Consider the following 21,192-nt stretch of genomic DNA (forward strand, 5'->3'; position numbering starts at 1 on the left):
GCCCCTTACCTCACTTCACATCAACTCGTCAGCTGCAGCCGCTGGTCGAGCCGCAGCCCTCGCAGATGTAGCAGGAACCGGCCCGCTGCATCTTCGTACCGCAAGAGAAGCAGAGCGGGGCGTCGGCCTGGATGCCCAGCTGCATCTCCACCAGTTCTGCGCTGGTGTGGGCCTGCTGCCGGGCCGGCTTGGCCGCCCCGGCCTCGGCCTTCGGGGAGGCGACGGCCTTCAGCTCCTGGGCGCGCGGCGCGGACTGGGCCAGGCCCTCGACGTCCACGTCGTCGTCGGCCGACTCGTACGAACCGGTCTCCAGGTGGCGCTGACGCTCCTCGGCGGAGTGGATGCCGAGCGCGGAGCGCGTCTCGAACGGCAGGAAGTCCAGCGCCAGGCGGCGGAAGATGTAGTCGACGATCGACTGCGCCATCCGCACGTCCGGGTCGTCCGTCATACCGGCCGGCTCGAAGCGCATGTTGGTGAACTTCGAGACGTACGTCTCCAGCGGGACGCCGTACTGAAGGCCGACGGAGACCGCGATGGAGAAGGCGTCCATCATGCCCGCGAGGGTGGAGCCCTGCTTGGACATCTTCAGGAAGACCTCGCCCAGGCCGTCGTCCGGGTAGGAGTTGGCCGTCATGTAGCCCTCGGCGCCACCGACGGTGAAGGACGTGGTGATGCCGGGGCGGCCCTTCGGAAGGCGCTTGCGGACCGGGCGGTACTCGATGACCTTCTCAACCGTCTCGCGGATGGTCGCCTCGGCCTTCTCGGTGGCAGCGTCGGCCGGGGACTTCTCCTTCTCCTTGGTCTTGGCGGAGAGCGGCTGGCCGACCTTGCAGTTGTCGCGGTAGATCGCGAGCGCCTTGACGCCGAGCTTCCAGGCCTCGTAGTAGATCTCCTCGACCTCCTCGACGGTCGCCGTCTCCGGCATGTTGACCGTCTTGGAGATGGCGCCGGAGATCCACGGCTGGATCGCGGCCATCATGCGGACGTGGCCCATCGGGGAGATGGCGCGCTCGCCCATGGCGCAGTCGAAGACCTCGTAGTGCTCGTGCTTGAGGCCGGGGGCGTCGATCACATTGCCGTTCTCGGCGATGTGGGCGACGATCGCCTCGATCTGCTCCTCCTGGTAGCCCAGGCGGCGCAGGGCCTGCGGCACGGTGCCGTTGACGATCTGCATCGAGCCGCCGCCGACCAGCTTCTTGAACTTCACGAGCGCCAGGTCGGGCTCGACGCCGGTGGTGTCGCAGGACATCGCGAGACCGATGGTGCCGGTCGGGGCGAGGACGGACGCCTGAGAGTTACGGAAACCGTTCTTCTCACCAAGGCGCACCACGTCCTGCCAGGCCTCGGTGGCGGCGGCCCACACCGGGGTGTCCAGGTCGTCCATGCGGACGGCCACGGTGTTGGCGTCGGCGTGCTGCTTCATGACGCGGTTGTGGGCGTCGGCGTTGCGGGCGTAACCGTCGTACGGGCCGACGACCGCGGCCAGCTCGGCGGAGCGCTTGTACGCCGTGCCGGTCATCAGGGAGGTGATGGCACCGGCCAGCGCGCGGCCGCCGTCGGAGTCGTAGGCGTGGCCGGTCGCCATCAGCAGGGCGCCGAGGTTGGCGTAACCGATGCCGAGCTGGCGGAAGGCGCGGGTGTTCTCGCCGATCTTCTGGGTCGGGAAGTCGGCGAAGCAGATGGAGATGTCCATCGCCGTGATGACCAGCTCGACGACCTTGGTGAAGCGCTCGACCTCGAAGGACTGGTTGCCCTGGCTGTCGTCCTTCAGGAACTTCATCAGGTTCAGCGAGGCGAGGTTGCAGGACGTGTTGTCCAGGTGCATGTACTCGCTGCAGGGGTTCGAGCCGTTGATCCGGCCGGACTCCGGGCAGGTGTGCCAGTGGTTGATCGTGTCGTCGTACTGGATGCCCGGGTCGGCGCAGGCCCAGGCGGCCTCCGCCATCTTGCGGAACAGGTCCTTGGCCTGGACCTCCTCGATGACCTCGCCGGTCATCCGGGCGCGCAGACCGAACTGTCCGCCCTGCTCGACCGCCTTCATGAACTCGTCGTTCACGCGGACCGAGTTGTTGGCGTTCTGGTACTGGACGGAGGTGATGTCGTCACCGCCCAGGTCCATGTCGAAGCCCGCGTCGCGCAGGGCGCGGATCTTCTCCTCTTCCTTGACCTTGGTCTGGATGAAGTCCTCGATGTCGGGGTGGTCGACGTCCAGGATGACCATCTTGGCGGCGCGGCGGGTGGCACCGCCCGACTTGATGGTGCCGGCGGAGGCGTCGGCACCGCGCATGAAGGAGACCGGGCCGGAGGCGTTGCCACCGGAGGAGAGCAGCTCCTTGGAGGAGCGGATCCGGGAGAGGTTCAGGCCGGCGCCGGAGCCGCCCTTGAAGATCATGCCCTCTTCCTTGTACCAGTCGAGGATCGACTCCATGGAGTCGTCGACGGACAGGATGAAGCAGGCGGAGACCTGCTGGGGCTGCGGGGTGCCCACGTTGAACCACACGGGGCTGTTGAAGCTGAAGATCTGGTGCAGGAGGGCGTAGGCCAGCTCATGCTCGAAGATCTCGGCGTCGGCGGGCGAGGCGAAGTACTTGTGGTCCTCGCCGGCCTTCCGGTACGACTTCACGATGCGGTCGATCAGCTGCTTGAGGCTGGTCTCGCGCTGCGGGGTGCCGACGGCACCGCGGAAGTACTTGCTGGTGACGATGTTGACCGCGTTCACCGACCAGAAGTCGGGGAACTCGACGCCACGCTGCTCGAAGTTGACCGAGCCGTCGCGCCAGTTGGTCATGACGACGTCACGGCGCTCCCAGCTCACCTCGTCGTACGGGTGTACGCCGGGGATGGTGTGGATGCGCTCGACACGCAGCCCCTTGGTGGCCTTGGCCCCCTTCGCGCGGGAACTCCGTGCCGGACCGCTCGCCGTCTCTGTCATGCCGCCTCCCTCTACGGGCTAAAACGCCCTGAAATGCCACGATGTTCCCGTGACACGCTGTTCTGTTCTCACGTCGCGGGCACCCTCAGCTGCCACCCGCAACAAGTCCTGGACCGCCGTCCGACAACCGGATCCGAGTCCTCCGCCCGGTTCCGGTCCGCGCGTCAGCCGGCGAAGTGGACGGGCGCGGGCGCCCGAGTGGTCCCGCCCGGCCCGTGATCGTCCTCCTGGCTCCCCGCTCCCGCGTCTTCGTCGTCCGCGACGGGGCCCTGCGCCGCCTGCCTGAGCTCCGCGATCGCCGCCTCGAAGTCCTCCAGCGAGTCGAACGCCCGGTAGACGGAGGCGAATCGCAGGTAGGCGACGAGGTCGAGCTCCTGCAACGGACCGAGTATGGCCAGCCCCACGTCGTGGGTGGTCAGCTCGGCACTTCCGGTGGCCCGCACCGCCTCCTCGACCCGCTGGCCGAGCTGGGCGAGCGCGTCCTCGGTGACTGGCCGTCCCTGGCACGCCTTGCGCACGCCGTTGATGACCTTGGTACGGCTGAATGGCTCGGTGACCCCGGACCGCTTGACCACCATGAGCGAGCACGTCTCCACGGTCGTGAAACGACGGGAGCAGTCCGGACACTGGCGGCGCCTGCGGATCGACGTGCCGTCGTCGGTCGTACGACTGTCGACCACACGGCTGTCGGGGTGCCTGCAGAAGGGGCAGTGCATGATCTCCAACCCTCCTCACAGCAGACTCAATAGCCTCGCTGGGCCACCCGGGCCTCGCGAAGCAGCCCCAAGCATAGGCGATCTCTGAGCCACCGGAGACCCAGGGGACCACAACTTGTGGGCTGCTGTAGCAATCCAACCACTAGATGTGGTGATTGGCTGATACATCGCCAGGTTGCGCGTGTCGCACACGTACCGCTACGGCGGATACGGAGATACCGTGGGCGCCGCACGGAGGTCACGTGCGGCTCCGGCGCAGATGGGGACGGCCGTCCCGGTCAGCGGCGGTCCGGATGGCAGACTGGGCCCGCCCACCAGGCCATCAACCCGGCGGCGAAATTACAACAACGGGTCCTTTGTCCGACGGGTATCGCGTGAGCCATACACCCCGAAATGTGATCGCGTCCGATGAACCGCGTTTTTTCACTCGAACGTGTGTTTGGCGCAACCTTTCGAAAGCAACTACCGTTGTCCAGCAGGGAGACCATCGAGAGGGGCCGACGTGACCACGACCGCTGACAGTGCCACCATCACCGCCCAGGACCGCTCCCAGGGCCGACTCGACCCGGTGCATGCCGTGAACGAAACCGTGAATCCCGAGGGACCCAAGCGTTCCCTGCCGGGTCGACCTCCAGGCATCCGGGCTGACAGCTCGGGGCTGACCGACCGGCAGCGCCGAGTGATCGAGGTGATCAGGGACTCGGTGCAGCGGCGGGGCTACCCGCCGTCGATGCGCGAGATCGGCCAGGCCGTCGGTCTGTCCAGCACGTCCTCGGTGGCGCACCAGCTGATGGCACTGGAACGCAAGGGCTTCCTGCGCCGCGACCCGCACCGCCCGCGCGCGTACGAGGTGCGCGGTTCCGACCAGGCCGTGACCGTGCAGCCCACGGACACCGCCGGCAAGCCCGCCGCGTCGTACGTCCCGCTGGTCGGCCGGATCGCCGCCGGTGGCCCGATCCTCGCCGAGGAATCGGTCGAGGACGTCTTCCCCCTTCCCCGGCAGCTGGTCGGTGACGGCGAGCTGTTCGTGCTGAAGGTCGTCGGTGACTCCATGATCGAGGCCGCGATCTGTGACGGCGACTGGGTCACCGTCCGCCGTCAGCCGGTCGCCGAGAACGGCGACATCGTCGCCGCCATGCTCGACGGCGAGGCCACCGTCAAGCGCTTCAAGCGCGAGGACGGCCATGTGTGGCTCCTCCCCCACAACTCGGCCTACGAGCCGATCCCCGGCGACGACGCGACCATCCTGGGCAAGGTCGTCGCGGTGCTGCGGCGCGTGTGACGCCTGCGGCGGGCGGCCATCCCGCCCGCCCTCCGATCGGGCCCCGGGACCCCTGCGCCGGTTCCGGGGTCCTGCACTGTCCGGGCCCTGGGCGACCGCGTCTTGGTATCGCGGGTTAGCCTGTCCCTGCGCAGGGACAGGCTAACCCGCGATCATTGCGCCTCCGCCTGCCGCGCCACCGCGTCGATGGCCGCCAGCGACTTGCGGACCTGGTTACGGTCCGTGGTGTACCAGAAGTCGGGCAGTGACGTCTTCAGATAGCCGCCGTACCGCGCGGTGGCCAGTCGCTGATCGAGCACGGCGACCACACCCCGGTCCCCCGACGCCCGGACCAGCCTGCCCGCGCCCTGGGCCATCAGCAGCGCGGCGTGGGTGGCGGCGACGGCCATGAAGCCATTGCCGCCTGCGTCCTCGACGGCCTTCTGCCGGGCGCTCATCAGCGGGTCGTCCGGGCGCGGGAACGGGATCTTGTCCATGACGACCAGCTGGCAGCTGGGGCCCGGGACGTCGACACCCTGCCACAGCGACAGCGTGCCGAAGAGACAGGTCTGGGGGTCCGCCGCGAAGTTCTTGATCAGCTCACCGAGGGTCTCCTCGCCCTGCAGCAGTACCGGGAACTCGGGGATCCGGACGCGCAGCTCCTCGGCGGCCTGCTGGGCGGCCCGCATCGAGGAGAACAGGCCGAGAGTACGGCCGCCGGCGGCCTGGATCAGCTCGGTCAGTTCGTCCAGCATGTCGGCGCGGTCGCCGTCCCGCGCGGGGCGTGACAGGTGCTTGGCGACATAGAGGATGCCCTGCTTCGGGTAGTCGAAGGGCGAGCCGACGTCCACGCCCTTCCACTGTGGGAGGTCCTCGCCCTCGGTGCCCTCGGGGGCCAGGCCCAGGGACGCGGCCACGCCGTTGAAGTCGCCGCCGAGCTTGAGCGTCGCCGAGGTGAGCGTGACCGAGCGGTCAGCGAAGAGCTTCTCCCTGAGCAGGCCCGAGACGGACATCGGGGCGACCCGCACGGAGGCGCCGAAGCGCTCGTGACGTTCGTACCAGACGACGTCCCACTCGGAGCCGTTCACGATCCGCTCCGCCACGTCGTGCACGGTCTCCACCGAGGCCAGCGCCTGTTTACGGACCGCGTCCTCGTCCTGGACCGACTTGTCACGGGTCGTGCCGATCGCGGAGATCACGGTTCGGGCGGCGTCCCTGAGGGCCGCCAGGGCGTAGCCGAGGTCCTCCGGGATCTCCTCCAGACGGCCCGGCAGGGCCAGCTCCATCAGCCGCTCGAAGCCCTCGGCGGCAGTCTGGAGCTGGTCGGCGGCCTTCTCGTCGACCAGCTTGGCGGCGCGCCGGACCGCACGGTTGACCTGGCCCGGGGTGAGCTCGCCGGTGGCCACACCGGTGACGCGGGACACCAGTTCGTGCGCCTCGTCCACGATCAGCACCTCGTGCTGCGGAAGCACCGGGGCCCCCTCGATGGCTTCGATCGCGAGCAGCGCGTGGTTGGTGACGACGACGTCGGCGAGCTTGGCGCGCTCACGGGCCGTCTCGGCGAAGCACTCGGCGCCGTAAGCGCACTTGGAGGCGCCGAGGCACTCCCGGGAGGAGACCGAGACCTGCGCCCAGGCCTTGTCGGAGACGCCCGGCGTGAGGCCGTCGCGGTCACCGGTCTCGGTCTCGTCCGCCCAGTCCCGCAGTCGCAGCAGGTCCTGGCCGAGTTTGCTGGTCGGCGCGGCCGCCTCGAACTGGTCGAAGAGGCCCTCCTCCTCGTCCTGCGGCACACCTTCGTGCAGCCGGTGCAGACACAGGTAGTTCGACCTGCCCTTGAGCATCGCGAACTCCGGGCGGCGGCGCAGCAGCGGGTGCAGGGCGTCGACGGTGCGCGGCAGGTCACGTTCCACGAGCTGTCTCTGCAGGGCGAGGGTCGCCGTCGCCACGACGACCCGCTCCCCATGGGCCAGCGCGGGCACCAGATAGCCGAGCGACTTTCCGGTGCCTGTGCCGGCCTGGACCAGCAGATGGGATCCGTCGTCGATCGCTTCGGCGACCGATTCGGCCATGGTCACCTGGCCAGGGCGCTCCGTACCGCCGACAGCTGTGACAGCGGCATGCAGGAGTTCAGGGAGTGAGGGCTTCGTCATAGCCCGACCACCCTACGGCCCGGCACTGACAATCGGGCGATCAAGGCGGGGACGGGGGATGGGATCACGCCGGGTGCTCCTGGACAGGGGGCTATGGAGAGGCTGAGGAGGGAAGGGCAGGTCGGGCGGTTGGGGCGCGTCGTTTTCATCCGAGTGGCCGGGAACTGGATTCTTCTGAATTCTTCCGAGTGGCCGGGAACCTGATCGGCGGCCGCTTCGTACTACATGTGTACGCGCAATCACTCAGCGCTACATCAGGTGACGTAGGGACCGGTCTCGGATCATGAGGGCGGCCCGTTTGGCAGGCAGAGCGACCTCGGCGGCGTAGCGGAAGCCCGCGTCGAGGAAGGCGGCCACGGAGGGGGTGTTGCGAAGATCGGGCTCCGCGACGACGCGCGCACAGGCGGGGCGATGATCGAGTACGAGATCGGCCACGGCTCTGAGCAGGGCGGACCCCAGTCCTCGGCCCCGGTCGGCGGCGTCGCCGATGAGGAGGTGGACTCCGGTGTCGTGCGGGCGGGCCGGATAGTGGCGGGCGAGTGGGTCCAGATCGGCCCGGTAGATCTCCCAGTAGCTCATCGGGACGCCGTCGAGCCTGCCCAGGCAGGGCACGCTGCGTCCGTCTCCGGCGAGCTGGGCGCGCAGATGGTCCTCTGTCTGCGCCCGTGAGCCGGCCAGCTGCCAGAAAGCGGCCACGGCGGGGTCGTTCATCCAACCGCTGATGATCGGCAGGTCGCGTTCGACGTCGACGGGCACGAGGTGGAAGGCGCCGACGGGGGTCTCGGTGGGGCCCCAGGCGGCCAGCTGATCGAGCAGGTCGAGCGTGTCGAGGGGGCCGAGCGGCTCGATCGGGTCGTGGTGGAGCGGAGTCGGTCGGACGTGGGCGTGCGGGGTGGGTCGTTCGTGACCGAGCGGGGTGGGCCGTTCGTGACCGGATGCGGCGGCTCGATCATGGTCGAGCGCGGCGGCTTGGTCATGACCGTGTGCGAGGGCCTGGGGCTCGGTGGCCCGGCCGGCGCGAGTGCCGTCCGGGGCGGACGCTGCGGGTAGTCCCCCACCGAGATCGGGGCCGGTCGCCTTCCCGGCGTAGAGGGTGAGGAGTTCGGCGGGCAGGCGGAGGTCCAGGGTGTCCTCACAGTCCCGGGTGTCCTCGGCGGGACCGGAGCGGCCGGGGTGGACGGGGTGGACCGGTACGGGGCCTGCGTCGGCGCTCGCGTCGGTGGGAGGCATGGTGCGCTCCTCTCAGGAGACGAGGTAGGTCATGTTCCTCGGTCGGTGAATGAAGGGCGGTGAATGAAGGGCGGTGGGTGGGAGGAGGTGAAGGTGGTCAGGGCGGGTCGGACGGTCAGGAGCGGAGGGGGTTGGTGATGGTGACGTAGACGGACTGGGTGTCGACCGGGCCGACGAGTTCGTCGAGGCCGTGCAGCCGCGTCAGCAGGTTGGCCTTGCAGCGCAGGACGGGTGAGTCGAGCAGGCGGCCGGGCAGGGAGGTGCGCATCCGGGCTGGTCCGGAGGCCGCGTCGGTGAGGAACCGGCGGAAGGCCGCGAGCAGCAGGCGCTCGTCGGCGAGCCGCTGGGAGCCGAACGCGCCGATCAAACCCAGCACGTTGTTGATGCCGAGGTAGTAGGCGAAGCGTTCGTCGGTGACCTCGTCGGAGACGAAGGTGTCGCTGTGCTCGCCGATGCCGGGCAGCCGGGCGTCGAGTTCGGGCCGCCGGGACTCACGGAAGTAGTAGCCCTGGTTGTCGCGGTAGCGCCCGCCGGCAGGCCAGCCGTCGGCGTCCAGCAGGAGCAGGGTGTTCTGCTGGTGCGCCTCCAGGGCGATACCGGCCTCGCCGTCGAGCCAGAGCACGGGGCGGACGACCTGCTCCAGGTAGCGCAGGAACCACTCGGCACTGACGGCGTCGACAGGGCGGCCGGTGCGTGCGGCGAGCCGGGCGACCACCCGGGCCAGCCGGGACCGGTGCGGCCGGGGACTGCCGTTCGCCGCGGGGGTGTCGAGGGGGCGCGGGGCGACCAGCCCGGCGACGCAGGAAACGTCGTCGGTAGGCGTGAACGGGTTGTGCCGGATCACCACGTCGAGTCCGGGCACGGGTCGGCCGTCCTGGCCGTCCACGGCCAGCCAGGCGGGGTCGCGCACGATGTCGAAGCCGGGGTGGACGGCCTGCCACTGCTTGGCGAGGCCGGTGCGCAGCAGGCGGTGCATCTCGACGCCCCGGTGGAGTTCCTTGCGGAGGTTCTCCCGGCGGGAGTTGGTGATGCGCAGGCCCAGCGACAGCTTGAGCATGGCGGGGGCGCCGGTGCGGTGAACGGTTCGTACGGAGGAGGTGGGATGCCAGGGGGCACCGAGGGGGCCGAGGTCGCGCAGGAGCCCGGCGTCGAGAAGGGCGGCAGTCGTCTCGCGGTGGCGGACCTCCCGGGCCTGCCAAGGGTGCAGGGGCAGGGCGGCGGCATAGCCGTCGGGCAGCGGCAGGGTCGTGCCGGCCAGGCCTTCCATGAGGTGCGGCGCGGGAACGGGGCGGCCGCGCTCGGTCCAGGCCGAGTCGGTGGCGAGAAGGGAGGAGGCGACCGCCATCCAGTGCAGGGGGAAGGAGCCGCGTAGCTCCGGTGAGTAGAGGCGGGCTTCGGAGTCGGTCAGGCTCTCGCGGCTCTTGGGGGTCGGGTGCAGCGGATGCCCGAGGAGGAGTGCCTGCTCGGCGGCGAGAAAGCGGTCGGGGCCGTCGGCGGGGTGGGCGCGCCGGTCGGCGATAAAGGTGACCGTGCGGCGCAGGGAGTCGGCGACCCGAGCCACGAGGTCGCCGGTGTCGGGAGGCACCCCCCGCACCCAGGCCGCTCCGCGGTGTTGGCCGTCGGCGCGGACGGGGCCGTCGTCGGCGCGGACGGGGCCGCCATTGGCGTGGGCGGCGGTGCCGTTGGCCTGGGCGACGGTGCCCTCGGCCGGATCGGCGCTGCCGTCGACTGGGCCGACGCTCGTATCGACGTGACCGCCGGCAGTGCGCTCGGCTCGGCCCGCGCTTTCATAGGCGTGACCGACGCTGCCCTCGGCTCGACCGGCCGCATCCCCTGCCGCTGGGGCCGTCTCGCGGGTGAGCAGGGCGGCGAGGGTGACCGCGTCGACGGGTGGGGCGGTGTCGGGGGTGCCTGCCAGGCGGGGTTGGCCGAAGCGGTGCCAGCCGGTCGGGGACCAGTGGCGGACCGGGGTGATCAGGGCCGTACCACTGGCGGGCAGTGGAATGCGGAGGGCGCCGGTGTCCGGCGCGGGGAGGTTCGTCTCGCGTGCCCAGCAGCGAAGCAGGTTCTCCACGGTGGCGGCCTGGGCAGCGATGTGCGGGTCGGGGTGTTCCAGAAGATCCCCCGTGTCGTCGCGGGGCCGCTCGGGCTGGAAGGTGCGGGCCCGTTGCTGGGGAACCGACTCGGCGAGCGGAACGGGACGTCCCTGTGAGCCTTGGTCTCCGTGGTCGTCGGGGGTGGGGGTGGCGTTCAAGGGGGTTCCTCGGGGGCTCGGGCGGTGCGGGGTTGGCCGTTGGCCGTTGTGCGCGGCGAACTCGGCTGTACGGGAGTTGAGTTGAGTGCTGGCTGTCCTTACGAGAGAGGTGCGGACGATGTGGGGTTTCCTGCACGGGCCGGTCGGGCCGGCCGGTCCGCTCCGGGCGCGCCGACCGACTGGTTCACCTCGGCGGCACCGGGCGGGCGACCTCCTGACGGCGGTCCGGTGGGCGGGCGCCGTTCGGGTGGTCCGGCGGGACGGGTCCCTCCGGGCGAGCCGTTCTGCCGGGTCGCCCAGGGCACGAGGGGTGGTCGGCCCGTTCCGGAGGCGTGGGCTAGCCAGTCGGCTCCTTGCGGCCATCGGGTCGGCGGGACCGTACGCCGTGGGCGGCCGGGTCGCGGGCCACCGCCGCCACGGCGTCGGCGAGGCGGTCCAGGACGGCGTCGGCCTGTTCGTCGGTGATGGTCAGTGGCGGGAGGAGTCGCACGACACCGGCATGGCGGCCGCCGAGTTCGACGATCAGGCCGCGTTCCAGGCATGCGCGCTGCACGGCGGAGGCCAGTTCGGGAGCGGCGGGGCGGGGCCGGGCCGCACCGTCCCACTCCCTAAGCGCACCACCGTCCCACCCACTCCTCGCGCCGCCGTCCCAGTCACCACCGTCCCACCCACTCCTCGCGCCGCCGTCCCAGTCACCCGCGCCCACGGAACCGCCCTGCATCGCCACCGCCCTACCGGAGCCCCGGACCTCGCCGGAGCCCCCGACCTCGCCGGAGCCCCCGACCTCGTCCTCTCCCTCCGGGTCCACCAGTTCCACCCCGATCATCAGCCCCCGCCCCCGCACATCACCCACGCACGCGAACTCCTCCTGGAGTCCGCGCAGTCGGGAGAGCATGCGGGAGCCGAGCAAGCCCGCGCGTTCGGCGAGGCCGTTTTCGCGGACGTGGGTGAGGGTGGCCGTGCCGGCCGCCATGGCGAGTTGGTTGCCCCGGAAGGTGCCGGCGTGGGCGCCGGGTTCCCAGACGTCGAGGTCGTCGCGGTAGACGACGACGGCAAGGGGGAGGCTGCCGCCGATGGCCTTGGACAGGACCATCACGTCGGGGGTCACGCCACTGTGTTCGACGGCCCAGAAGGCACCGGTTCTGCCCACCCCGGTCTGGATCTCGTCCGCGATGAGGGGGATGGACCGGTCGGCGGTGAGTCGGCGCATGCGGCGGAGCCAGTCGTCCGGTGCGGGAATCACCCCTCCCTCGCCCTGGACGGGTTCAAGGATCATCCCCGCGGGCAGCGGGACACCGGACTTGGGGTCGTCGAGGACGGACTCGGTCCAGCGGGCGGCGAGTTCGGCGCCGCCCGGGCCGCCGACACCGAACGGGCAGCGGTAGTCCTGGGGGTAAGGCAGCCGGGCGACGCGGACGTGGTCGGCTCCGCCGGAGGCGGCCAGCGCGCCGCTGGTCATCCCGTGGTAGGCGCCGGTGAAGGCGAGGATGCCGGTGCGGCCGGTCGCGGCTCGGACGAGTTTGAAGGCGGCTTCGACGGCGTCCGTGCCGGCGGGCCCGCAGAACTGGACACGGGCACGGTCCGCGAGGCCGGGCGGCAGGGTGCGGAACAGTTCGGTAGTGAAGGCGTCCTTGACGGGGGTCGCCAGGTCTAGGACGGAGAGCGGGGCGCCGGAGTCGAGGACCTTGCGGATCGCCTCCAGCACGACCGGGTGGTTGTGGCCGAGCGCGAGGGTGCCGGCGCCGGAGAGACAGTCCAGGTAGCGGCGGCCGTCGGCGCCCTCGATGGTCAGGCCCCGGGCCCGCACCGGCACGATGGGGAGGGCGCGGGCGTAGGTTCGCGCCCGCGACTCGCGCGCCGACTGGCGTCTGAGGATCCCCTCGTGCGCCGCGCGCGCTCCTGCGAACGTCCCCCCGGTCACCGACTCCGTCACGGCCACGGCTCGCTGTCCTCCCCGCTGTCCAGAGGCGACTTGATCGGCGGCACCGGGCACAGGCAGCGGGACCCCCACCGCTACCAACCCCGGACCGTCCACGGAGTTACGGGTTGCCTCAAGATCCTTGCCACACCCTTTCCCTGCTCCTCGAACTCGACCACGAGACCGACGACGGCTGTGACCGGAGTGGCAGGTGAGCGGGGTTGTCCGGGCGGACGGCCCGTAGCGAAACCGTTGCCCTTCCATGGGAAGCCCCGCACAGCAACCGCATAGTGTGTGGCGCTGAAGTTCCTTGCCGACAGGGGGAGTCACCACCATGCGATCCATCCGGCCGTCGTTCACCCTTCGAAGGGGCGCGCCCCGGGCGCTGGCGGCCGTCGCCCTCGCCTCGGCGCTGGCGCTGACCGCGACAGCCTGCGACACCTCCGGCGACGACAACGCGGCCGGCCCGGCATCCGCGTCCGCCACCGGGGACACCGGCGACACCGGCGACGGCAAGATCAAGATCCCGGACGACATCAAGAACAAGCTCAAAGAGCACGGGATCGACATCGACAAGTGGAAGAACGGCGCCTGGAAGAACTGGGACAGGGACGACTGGCTGCGCGAGGCCAACGACTTCGTCAACCCCATCATCAAGGGCCTGTGGGACCCGGACCGGATGCGGGACGCCAACGACCCGGACAAGGACAAGGGTGTCGACGCCAACGACATCTCCGGTGACCAGGGGGTGACCGACCCGACGCCGGACCCGGTCGAGGCGAGGGCTGTGCAGCCGGCGTACCACGCCAACGCGGCCACCGCCGGGAAGGTGTTCTTCGACTCCCCCGAGGGCACGATGGTCTGCTCGGCGACGGTCGTCGAGGACCCGGCGCACCCGGGCAACTCCAACCTGGTGTGGACGGCGGGACACTGTGTGCACGCCGGCAAGAGCGGCGGCTGGTACCGGAACATCGCGTTCGTGCCGTCGTACAACGACCAGGGGCTGACGGGCACGGCGCTCACGCAGGCGACGCGCTCCCAGGTCGCGCCGTACGGCGTCTGGTGGGGTGACGGGGCGCAGACCTCGCAGCAGTGGATCGACCAGGGCGGGGAGACGGGCGGCGACGGTGCGTCGTACGACTACGCCGTGATCCATGTGACGCCGGAGCAGGGCAGTGGCGGCAAGTCCCTTGAGGAGACGGTCGGTTCGGCGCTTCCGGTGAACTTCGACGCGCCGGCCGTGCCGAAGGTGTCGAGTATCACGGCCACCGGGTATCCGGCGGCGAAGCCGTATGACGGGTCGCTGCTGTACCAGTGCGCCGGCAAGCCGGGGCGGCTGTCGGTCGACGCGTCGGCGCCGACGATGTACCGGATCGGTTGCACGATGACCGGTGGGGCGTCGGGTGGCGGCTGGGTGGAGACGGGCGCCGACGGCAAGCCCGCGCTGGTGTCCAACACGTCGATCGGGCCGGTGAGTTCGGGGTGGCTGGCCGGACCGCGGTTGGGCGATGTGGCCAAGGGTGTGTATGAGGGGGTCAGTAAGGAGTTCGCGGGGCAGTAGGGACAGTCGCCCCTGGGCAAGTGAAGGCCCGCCCCCTTGAAAAAGGGGGCGGGCCTTCACATACCAGTCGTCAGCCAGCCGGAGTCGGGACGTACGGCGCAAGTTCCGCCGCCAGTTCCTCGTGCACCCGCACCTTGAGGAGGGTGCCCTCGGCGGTGTGCTCCTCCGAGAGGACCTCGCCCTCGTTGTGGGCGCGGGCGACCAGCTTGCCGTGGGTGTACGGGACCAGGGCCTCGATCTCGACCGACGGGCGGGGCAGCTCGTTGTCGATCAGGGCGAGGAGTTCCTGGATGCCCTGGCCGGTGCGGGCCGAGACCGCGAGGGAGCGCTTCTCGTTGCGCAGCAGGCGCTGGAGGACCAGTGGGTCCGCCGCGTCCGCCTTGTTGATCACCACGACCTCGGGTACGTCGGTGGCACCGACGTCCCTGATCACCTCGCGCACGGCGGCCAGCTGCTCCTCCGGGGTCGGGTGCGAGCCGTCGACCACGTGCAGGATCAGGTCGGCGTCGCCGACCTCCTCCATGGTGGAACGGAACGCCTCGACCAGGTGGTGCGGCAGATGGCGCACGAACCCGACCGTGTCCGTCAGCGTGTACAGACGGCCGCTCGGGGTCTCCGCGCGACGGACCGTCGGGTCCAGGGTCGCGAACAGGGCGTTCTCGACCAGGACGCCGGCGCCGGTGAGGCGGTTGAGCAGGGAGGACTTGCCTGCGTTGGTGTAGCCCGCGATGGCGACGGAGGGCACCTTGTTGCGGCGGCGCTCCTGGCGCTTGATCTCGCGGCCGGTCTTCATCTCCGCGATCTCCCGGCGCATCTTCGCCATCTTCTCGCGGATCCGCCGCCGGTCCGTCTCGATCTTGGTCTCACCGGGACCACGTGTGGCCAGGCCACCGCGACCGCCACCCATCTGCCGGGACAGCGACTGACCCCAGCCTCGCAGTCGCGGCAGCATGTACTGCATCTGTGCGAGCGCGACCTGCGCCTTGCCCTCTCGGGACTTGGCGTGCTGGGCGAAGATGTCCAGGATCAGGGCGGTCCGGTCGATGACCTTGACCTTGACGACGTCCTCCAGCTGGATCAGCTGGCCGGGGCTCAGCTCACCGTCGCAGATGACGGTGTCCGCGCCCGTTTCGAGGACGATGTCGCGCAGCTCCAGGGCCTTGCCGGAGCCGATGTAGGTGGCCGCGTCGGGCTTGTCGCGGCGCTGGATGACACCGTCGAGCACCAGCGCGCCCGCCGTCTCGGCGAGTGCGGCCAGCTCCGCGAGGGAGTTGTCCGCGTCCTGCACGGTGCCCGTGGTCCACACCCCGACCAGCACGACCCGCTCCAGACGGAGCTGTCGGTACTCGACCTCGGTGACGTCCTCGAGCTCGGTGGAGAGGCCCACCACGCGGCGCAGGGCCGCGCGCTCGGAGCGGTCGAACTGGTCGCCGTCCCGCTCTCCGTCGATCTCGTGGCTCCAGGCGACGTCCTCTTCCATCAGGGCATCGGCCCGAAGACCGTCGGGGTAGTCCTGCGCGAGGCGCCTGGTGTCCTGGGAAGGGGAAGAAGAGGAGGTCATTGGGTCCTTACGTCGATGGGGATGCCGAAAATCGGCGTTCACTTGCTCAACGTACGAATACCCCGGGAGATTCCCCGTGACCCGTACCACGCCGACCCCATGATGGTCGCACGGTACGCCCCTTCCCGGCATCGTGTTATTCCGTGGCCCGCCCCGCCGTCACCTCTTGGCTTGCTTGGCCGGGGCCGGGACCTGCTTCCAGTCCGGGTGGCCGGGCATCGGCGGGGTCTTCTCGCCGTACAGCCAGGCGTCGAGGAAACCCGTGAGGTCGCGGCCGGCGATGGCGGAGGCCAGCTGGACGAAGTCGGCGGTGGTGGCGGTGGCGTCCTTGTGCCGCTGCACCCAGATCCGCTCCAGGCGCTCGAAGGCGGGCTTGCCGATCTCCTGGCGCAGGGCGTAGAGGGCGAGGGCGGCGCCGTCGTAGATGTTGGGGCGGAAGATGCTGATCTTCTGCCCGGGTTCGGGGGCCTTGGGCAGGGCGGGCGGCCCGCCGGCGGCGCGCCAGCGGTCGGAGGCGCCGTAGGCCGCCTTCATCCGGTCGATCATGGGCTTGTGGCCCTTCTCCTCCGCGTACAGCGCCTCGTACCAGGTGGCGTGGCCTTCGTTCAGCCACACGTCCGACCAGACGCGCGGGCTGACGCTGTCGCCGAACCACTGATGGGACAGCTCGTGCACCATGATCGACTCCAGGTACCACTTGGGGTACGCGGGCTCGGTGAACAGGTTCTTCTCGAAGAGGGAGAGGGTCTGGGTCTCCAGTTCGAAGCCGGTGGACGCCTGGGCCATGAGCAGGCCGTACGTCTCGAAGGGGTACGTCCCGATCTTGCTCTCCAGCCAGGCGATCTGGTCCGGGGTCTTGGCCAGCCAGGGTTCGAGCTTCTTGGCGTCGGCGCTCGGGACGACGTCCCGGACGGGCAGTCCGTGCGGTCCGGTGCGGTGCAGTACGGCGGAGCGGCCGATGGAGACCTGGGCGAGCTCGGTGGCCATGGGGTGCTGGGTACGGTACGTCCAGGTGGTCTGGCGGCCGACCCGGGCGGAGTCGGTGGGGAGCCCGTTGGCGACGACGGCGTAGCCGTTCGGCGCGGTGATGTGGAAGGTGAACATCGCCTTGTCGGACGGGTGGTCGTTGCACGGGAAGACCAGGTGGGCCGCGTCGGCCTGGTTGGCCATGGCGAGCCCGTCGGTGGTGCGCACCCAGCCGCCGTCCTGGCCCTTGGCGGCCACCGGGTCACTGGTGTGCTTCACGGTGATCCGGGTCCAGCTGCCCTGCCGCAGCGGCTGGTCCGGGGTGACGACCAGGTCCTCACCGGCGCTGTCGAAGGAAGCGGACCGCCCGTCGACCTCGACGGACTCGACCTTGCCGTGCGCGAAGTCCAGGTTGACCCGGTCCAGGTCGGCGGTGGTCCAGGCGTCGATGGTGGTGACGGCCTGGAGCGGCTTGTCGTTGCTGCCGGGATACGTGAAGGAGAGGTCGTACGACGCCACGTCGTACCCCGGGTTGCCCAGGTAGGGGAAGAGCCGGTCGCCGAGGCCCAGCGGGACCGGCGGGGCGCTCGCGCCGAGCAGGGCGACGGAGACGGCGGAGGCGAGAAGGGCGGCGTGCCGGCGCCTGGGCCGACGGGCGCGGAGGGTGAGCGACATGGACCACCGCTACCAGCGCGTTCCCGGCTCACGGCGACGACGCGCGTCCGATCCACTCGAACGAGTAACTCACTGGTGTTGCGCTCGGTCGACGTCGTACACACCGGCCACGTTGCGCATCGCGCGCATCAGGGCGGGCAGGTGGGCCGCGTCGGGGAGCTCGACGGTGTAGGTGTGGCGGACGCGCTGCTGGCTGGGCGGTTCCACGGTCGCCGAGACGATCTCGGCGCCTTCCTGGGCCATCGCCTCGGTGAGGTCGGCGAGCAGATGGGGGCGGCCGAACGATTCGGCGACCAGGGTGACCCGGCAGGCGGTGCTGTCGCCCCAGTTCACGGCGACCTCGGGGCGCCCGGTGCCCTTCATGTGCGCCACCGAGGCGCATGCCACGCGGTGCACGGTGACCACTCCCCCGCGCACGGCGAAGCCGGTGACCTCGTCGGGCGGTACGGGGGTGCAGCAGCCGGCCAGCCGTACGGTCGCGTCGGGCCGGTCGACGACCATGGCGCTGGCGGTGCGGGGGGTGGGGGCCTGGGGCTCCGGGACGGGGCGCGTGGGTACGGCCACGGGAGCGTGGAGCTCCTCGGTGCTGTCCGGGTGGGTGGCGAGCCAGCGCTGGATGGCGATGCGCGCGGCGGGCGTGTGGGCGTGCTCCAGCCACTCCCGGGAGGGTTCTGAGGCCGGGTCCTGGCCCATCAGCAGCTGGACGGTGTCGCCGTCCTTGAGGACGGTGCTGAGGGTGGCGAGGCGGCCGTTGACCCGGGCGCCGATGCAGGCGTGCGCGTCCTCGCCGTACTGGGCGTAGGCGGCATCGACGCAGGTGGCGCCCTCGGGGAGGCCGAGGGTGCCGCCGTCGGGGCGGAAGACGGTGATCTCGCGGTCCTGGGCGAGGTCCTCACGGAGGGTGGACCAGAAGGTGTCGGCGTCGGGCGCGGCCTTCTGCCAGTCGAGGAGGCGGGAGAGCCAGCCGGGGCGGGTGGGGTCGGCGCGCTCGCCGTCGGCCGGGGCGTCGGAGACGGGCGCGTCGGCGGCCGGGGCGTAGGGGTTGCCGAGGGCGACGACACCGGCCTCGGCGACCTTGTGCATCTGGTGGGTGCGGATGAGGACTTCGGCGACCTGCCCGTCGGCACGGGCCACCGCCGTGTGGAGCGACTGGTACAGGTTGAACTTCGGTACGGCGATGAAGTCCTTGAACTCCGAGACCACCGGGGTCAGACAGGTGTGCAGTTCGCCGAGGACGGCGTAACAGTCCGCGTCCTCGTTGACCAGCACAAGGAGCCGGCCGAAGTCGGCGCCGCGCAGCTCGCCGCGTTTGCGGCTGACGCGGTGGACGGAGACGAAGTGGCGTGGCCGGATGAGGACTTCGGCGGGGATGTCGGCCTCGCGCAACACCCCGCGCACCTCGTCGGAGATCTCGGCGAGGGGGTCGTCCGCGCGGGCCGCGTTCTCGGCGATCAACTCCCGTGTGTGCTCGTACTCCTCGGGGTGCAGGATCGCGAAGACCAGGTCCTCCAGCTCGGTCTTCAGGGCCTGTACACCGAGCCGTTCGGCGAGCGGGATGAGGACGTCGCGGGTGACCTTGGCGATGCGCTCCTGTTTCTCGGGGCGCATGACGCCGAGGGTGCGCATGTTGTGGAGACGGTCGGCGAGCTTGATCGACATCACCCGGACGTCGCTGCCGGTGGCGACGAGCATCTTCCGGAACGTCTCGGGTTCGGCGGCGGCCCCGTAGTCGACCTTCTCGAGTTTCGTCACCCCGTCGACCAGGTAACGGACCTCCTCACCGAACTGTTCCCGCACCTGGTCGAGGGTCACGTCGGTGTCCTCGACGGTGTCGTGGAGCAGAGAGGCCGTCAGGGTCGTGGTCTCGGCGCCGAGTTCGGCGAGGATCAGGGTGACCGCGAGGGGGTGGGTGATGTACGGCTCGCCACTCTTGCGCATCTGGCCGCGGTGCGAGGACTCGGCCAGTACGTAGGCGCGGCGCAGGGGTTCGAGGTCGGCGTCGGGGTAGTGGGCGCGGTGCGCCTCCACGACGTGGCCGATGGCGTCGGGGAGTCTGCCGCGGGCGGCGTTGCCGAGCAGCGCGGCCCGGCCCAGCCGGCGCAGGTCGATCCGGGCGCGGGCCTTCCTGCGGGCCGCTGTGGGCGCTACAGGTCCGGGCGTCGCAGGGTTCGTGGCCTCCGCACTCATGGGCACCTCCGGCTCGTGGACCGGCGGACGGGGCCCCAGGGCATACACGGCTCAGGGATTGGTGACATTCCCCCGTCCGTGCCGGTGCTTGATGCTATCGAGCCCAACACGCCCGACTGACCGCCTCTCGCCGAGCGTGAAACGGATCACCCATTCGAGCGACGACTTGGAGGTTTACGATTTTGCGCCACCTGTTCGGGGGGTGGCCGCCGTTTCTCGCCACCAGGGGCAACGCGGGCCGTGGATCCGGGTGTTGTACGGCGTCCCGGACCACGGTTCGCGACGTTCGGCCGATTCAGCGGGTGGCGTTTTCCAGCCATTCGGCGTCGATCTCGCCCTCGGCCACGATCACGGCGGGGCCGGTCATCTCGATCTCGCCGTCGGGTCGTTCGGTGATGACCAGCCGTCCGCCGGGCACGTCCACGGTGTACGTCGCCGGGGTGCCGGTGACGGCGGGGTCGGCGCCGTCACGGCGGGCGGTGGCCACGGCGACCGCGCAGGCGCCGGTGCCGCAGGAGCGGGTCTCGCCGGAGCCGCGCTCGTGCACGCGCATCGCGACGTGGCGGGGGCCGCGGTCGACGACGAACTCGACGTTGACCCCTTCGGGGTAGGCCGAGGGCGGGCTGAACGGGGGCGGGCTGTAGAGGTCGCCGGCGTGCGCGAGGTCCGCGACGAAGGCGACGGCGTGCGGATTGCCCATGTTCACGTTCCGCGCGGGCCAGGTGTGGTCGCCGACGCTCACGGTCACCTCGCCCTCGGGAAGGCGGGCGCTGCCCATTCCGACCGTGATGTCGCCGTCCTTGGCGATGTGGACGGTCTTCACTCCCCCGCGGGTGGCGACGGCGAGATCGCCCTCCGTGACATGACCGGCGTGCTGGAGGTAGCGGGCGAAGACACGGACGCCGTTGCCGCACATCTCGGCGATCGAGCCGTCGCCGTTGCGGTAGTCCATGAACCACTCCGCGTCGGCGGCCATCCCCTTGGCCTCGGGGTGCGCGGCGGACCGGACGACGTGCAGCACGCCGTCCGCGCCGAGGCCGGCCCGGCGGTCGCAGAGGAGGGCTACGGCGGTCGGCGTGAGGCCCAGGGCGTTGTCCGGGTCCGGGAGGATCACGAAGTCGTTCTCGGTGCCGTGGCCCTTGAGGAAGGGGATGCTCATTCTTCGAGGGTAAAGGAGGAGTGTGGTCCTTTGGCTTCGGCCCCGCCCCGGTCGGCGGCGCCTGCTAGCGCAGTCGCGCCACTCGCCACACAGCCAGGACGACCACGACCGCCACCAGCAGCACGTAGCCGATCACGACCCGCCAGTCGGGCCTGCGGCCCGAGCCCTTTGCCGGGAAGCCCGGCAGGGTGTAGCCCACCCTACGGGCGGCCATCATTCCCCAGCCCGCCGCGCAGGAGCAGATCAGCAGGCCCAGCATCGCGATCACCGCGCCGCTGTCGCCGAAGTCGAAGGCCAACGGGAAAGCGAACATCAGGGAGCCCACCGCGGCCAGGCCCACGATCGGGGCCAGCTGCCACAGGCGCAGACGGCGCTGCGGGCGGAGTTCGACCTCGACCTCGGGGCCGCTGGTGAACATCTCCTCCGGCTCGGGGCCGTCGGCGGTCACGCCGCCACCCACCGTGTCGTCCGGACCGTCCGGTGTCAGGCGGTCCTCGCCCTCTTCCGGATCACCCGGTTCCACGGCGACGTGCTCGGTGTCTTGTGCGGTGTCGCGAGGGCCGGCCTCCATCGCCACGCGCCCTCCCAACTAGGACTCCACTTGCGATCGAAGCTCGATGAT

The 21,192-nt window shown here is 70.5% G+C and carries 13 protein-coding genes; 2 read left to right on the forward strand and 11 right to left on the reverse strand.

The window, feature by feature from the left end; translation table 11 throughout:
* Positions 1-28 precede the first annotated feature (28 nt).
* Together ABTY98_RS31565 and nrdR are read right to left on the reverse strand one after the other, a co-directional pair.
* Positions 29-2,932 (reverse strand): vitamin B12-dependent ribonucleotide reductase, encoded by a 2,904-nt coding sequence (locus ABTY98_RS31565; RefSeq protein WP_352224471.1) that lies wholly within the window; start codon positions 2,930-2,932, stop codon positions 29-31.
* Between the two features lie 164 nt (positions 2,933-3,096).
* Positions 3,097-3,648 (reverse strand): transcriptional regulator NrdR, encoded by a 552-nt coding sequence (gene nrdR / locus ABTY98_RS31570; protein ID WP_352224472.1) that lies wholly within the window; start codon positions 3,646-3,648, stop codon positions 3,097-3,099.
* A 502-nt stretch (positions 3,649-4,150) separates the two neighbouring features.
* On the opposite strand from nrdR, the gene lexA reads away from it, so the two are divergent.
* On the forward strand, positions 4,151-4,930 hold the full coding sequence (gene lexA, locus ABTY98_RS31575; RefSeq protein ID WP_352224473.1) for a transcriptional repressor LexA: 780 nt from the start codon (positions 4,151-4,153) through the stop codon (positions 4,928-4,930).
* 152 nt (positions 4,931-5,082) lie between these two features.
* Here lexA and ABTY98_RS31580 read toward each other — a convergent pair whose 3' ends face one another.
* The 4 genes from ABTY98_RS31580 to ABTY98_RS31595 form a co-directional block, all read right to left on the reverse strand.
* Positions 5,083-7,059 carry an ATP-dependent DNA helicase gene (locus ABTY98_RS31580; RefSeq protein WP_352224474.1) on the reverse strand — a complete coding sequence of 659 codons (1,977 nt, stop codon included), beginning with the start codon at positions 7,057-7,059 and terminating at the stop codon, positions 5,083-5,085.
* 249 nt (positions 7,060-7,308) lie between these two features.
* Positions 7,309-8,289, reverse strand: coding sequence for a GNAT family N-acetyltransferase (locus ABTY98_RS31585; protein WP_352224475.1), 981 nt, complete (start codon positions 8,287-8,289; stop codon positions 7,309-7,311).
* 115 nt (positions 8,290-8,404) lie between these two features.
* Positions 8,405-10,543, reverse strand: coding sequence for an IucA/IucC family protein (locus ABTY98_RS31590; protein ID WP_352224476.1), 2,139 nt, complete (start codon positions 10,541-10,543; stop codon positions 8,405-8,407).
* A gap of 337 nt (positions 10,544-10,880) precedes the next feature.
* The gene (locus ABTY98_RS31595; protein ID WP_352224477.1) at positions 10,881-12,482 is read right to left on the reverse strand and encodes a diaminobutyrate--2-oxoglutarate transaminase family protein; all 1,602 of its coding nucleotides are present in this window, start codon (positions 12,480-12,482) and stop codon (positions 10,881-10,883) included.
* A gap of 313 nt (positions 12,483-12,795) precedes the next feature.
* On the opposite strand from ABTY98_RS31595, the gene ABTY98_RS31600 reads away from it, so the two are divergent.
* A complete protein-coding gene (locus ABTY98_RS31600) occupies positions 12,796-14,022 on the forward strand; it encodes a trypsin-like serine peptidase (protein ID WP_352224478.1) in 1,227 nt (408 codons plus the stop codon).
* A 70-nt stretch (positions 14,023-14,092) separates the two neighbouring features.
* Here the strand turns inward: ABTY98_RS31600 and hflX are convergent, their stop codons facing one another.
* The 5 genes from hflX to ABTY98_RS31625 all read right to left on the reverse strand — a co-directional run bounded on the left by hflX (position 14,093) and on the right by ABTY98_RS31625 (position 21,141).
* Positions 14,093-15,583 (reverse strand): GTPase HflX, encoded by a 1,491-nt coding sequence (gene hflX, locus ABTY98_RS31605; RefSeq protein ID WP_352224479.1) that lies wholly within the window; start codon positions 15,581-15,583, stop codon positions 14,093-14,095.
* A gap of 159 nt (positions 15,584-15,742) precedes the next feature.
* Positions 15,743-17,224 carry a M1 family metallopeptidase gene (locus tag ABTY98_RS31610; protein WP_352224480.1) on the reverse strand — a complete coding sequence of 494 codons (1,482 nt, stop codon included), beginning with the start codon at positions 17,222-17,224 and terminating at the stop codon, positions 15,743-15,745.
* Positions 17,225-17,293: 69 nt separating this feature from the next.
* On the reverse strand, positions 17,294-19,411 hold the full coding sequence (locus tag ABTY98_RS31615; RefSeq protein ID WP_352224481.1) for a RelA/SpoT family protein: 2,118 nt from the start codon (positions 19,409-19,411) through the stop codon (positions 17,294-17,296).
* Positions 19,412-19,706: 295 nt separating this feature from the next.
* Positions 19,707-20,570, reverse strand: a complete 864-nt coding sequence (gene dapF / locus ABTY98_RS31620) for a diaminopimelate epimerase (protein WP_352224482.1) — start codon at positions 20,568-20,570, stop codon at positions 19,707-19,709.
* A 64-nt stretch (positions 20,571-20,634) separates the two neighbouring features.
* Positions 20,635-21,141 (reverse strand): hypothetical protein, encoded by a 507-nt coding sequence (locus tag ABTY98_RS31625; RefSeq protein ID WP_352224530.1) that lies wholly within the window; start codon positions 21,139-21,141, stop codon positions 20,635-20,637.
* Positions 21,142-21,192: the final 51 nt, after the last annotated feature.

The organism is Streptomyces sp. NPDC096040, from assembly GCF_040303265.1.
Lineage (GTDB): Bacteria > Actinomycetota > Actinomycetes > Streptomycetales > Streptomycetaceae > Streptomyces.